Raw genomic sequence first — 1,558 nt, forward strand, 5'->3', positions numbered from 1 at the left:
GAGGGGGCGATAAAAACGCTTGAGCAGGAAATAGCGAGGAGGAAAGAAGGCGAGCAAGAAAAACGAAAAAATGAAAAAATAGAAGGAAATAAAAAATGAAAGCGATAAGTTGTGTTTGTGAGAAACCGAAGCAGATAACATTTGAAGGTATCAAGCATGCAATGATATCAGTTACAGTTTCAAGTGATGGCGTGATAATATTGACGAACCGGGAAGATAACCAGCCACACGCTGTGGCTTTATACTGGAATGAATGGGAGAATGTAGTAGCAGCAGTAAACGAAGTATTAGGTGAAGAAACGAAAAAATGAAAAAATGAAAAGAGGTGATGTTGAAATGAAGGCGTGTGGGATAAAAGGACCATATGGGCTTATTGAAGTCCACGGGGACTTAGGCAGAGCAATGCGTTCTGCAGTCATGCACAAAATCTATAATGGATGGGATGTTAAGGTGGTCAGGGTGAAAGTGGAGGAGGTATGCTGAAATGAACAACAATGAACGTGTGGCAAGGTTGAAACAACTCTTGGAGGTGTTCAACGACGAGAGGCTGGAGTATTATAAGAGAGCCAGTACAGCAGAGAGCGATATTCGGAGAGAGTTCTCCAGAGGATGCTATGAAACCTTGACGAGTGTTCTCAAGCGAATTTACAACACTCTTGAGCTTGAAGAGGTGTGTTGAGATGAGAATGTTGATTGATCAACTCATGGAAGAATTTGAGGATCTTCCGGGGTGTAGTATACTCGATGAGCTCATTCAAGCGGAAGAAGAGACCGGAGAAAACTGTTTTGAAGTTCTGCCGGCTGAGAGAGATTTAAACGGGTATTATGCATCGTCTGACGGCGATGTTTGGGATGAAGAAGTCGAGGCAGCGCTGAGTAGAGGGGAATCGGTGTACAGCATTGGCGACATTGAGCATCATTATGTGTATGGCTTTATTAGGAGGAGGTGAAAGGAGAATGAAATTAGAAGAATGGAATAAGGACATGCCCAAGTTAAGCAAAGAGGAATTGCTACAGCTCTTTGAAGACGAATACATTGACAGTGGATACCTATATAGCGGGTGCATCCCGGCAAATGCAACGCTATTCTATAAGTATAGGGAACATTACGAACTGGCGCTATCTCTTGTAAAAGAAGGCAAGCTACAAATAAGGAACTGTGAAGGCTATGCCTTTGAACTGCCAAAGGAGAAGCGCAGGGAACTAATCATCAGATTCAATCTTAGGGAAAGGTGGAGCGAATTCTACTACTGCCATCCAGAGTGGGAAATTCAGGATGTGATGAATAATATGAGGTAGAAATGGCAAAAGAAAGTGAAAAAGACGGAGTAGTTCAGAATAAGGGAAAAGGGATATTCCCTGCGATAATAAAGAAAGTACCGTTTGGATATTTGAGGATAAATTTAGGGAGAAACAGAGTATCTATTACAGCGTTTACGGATGAAGAGGGAAATGAAGAAGCCGGTATAGCGATTTTTGCCGAAGAACTATCAGATGTAATATCGGTGCTGAAAGAAGCGAAGAAGATACTGGAAGAAAAGGAGGAGCAAAATGGAAG

6 protein-coding genes are annotated in these 1,558 nt (G+C 42.2%); all 6 read left to right on the forward strand.

Translation table 11 applies throughout. The features are described 5' to 3' along the window. Positions 1-95 precede the first annotated feature (95 nt). On the forward strand, positions 96-311 hold the full coding sequence (locus J7J62_05675) for a hypothetical protein (protein ID MCD6124643.1): 216 nt from the start codon (positions 96-98) through the stop codon (positions 309-311). Positions 312-336: 25 nt separating this feature from the next. Continuing rightward, positions 337-483 carry a hypothetical protein gene (locus tag J7J62_05680; GenBank protein MCD6124644.1) on the forward strand — a complete coding sequence of 49 codons (147 nt, stop codon included), beginning with the start codon at positions 337-339 and terminating at the stop codon, positions 481-483. 1 nt (position 484) lies between these two features. Next, positions 485-679 (forward strand): hypothetical protein, encoded by a 195-nt coding sequence (locus J7J62_05685; protein MCD6124645.1) that lies wholly within the window; start codon positions 485-487, stop codon positions 677-679. Position 680: 1 nt separating this feature from the next. Continuing rightward, positions 681-950 carry a hypothetical protein gene (locus tag J7J62_05690; protein MCD6124646.1) on the forward strand — a complete coding sequence of 90 codons (270 nt, stop codon included), beginning with the start codon at positions 681-683 and terminating at the stop codon, positions 948-950. A 7-nt stretch (positions 951-957) separates the two neighbouring features. Next, entirely contained in the window at positions 958-1,299 is a 342-nt protein-coding gene (locus J7J62_05695; GenBank protein ID MCD6124647.1) for a hypothetical protein, read from the forward strand. 2 nt (positions 1,300-1,301) lie between these two features. Beyond that, positions 1,302-1,558: hypothetical protein (locus J7J62_05700; GenBank protein MCD6124648.1), on the forward strand; the 257-nt coding region annotated here is incomplete at its 3' end.

The sequence above is a fragment of the bacterium genome (genome assembly GCA_021159335.1).
Taxonomy (GTDB): Bacteria; UBP14; UBA6098; order B30-G16; family B30-G16; genus JAGGRZ01.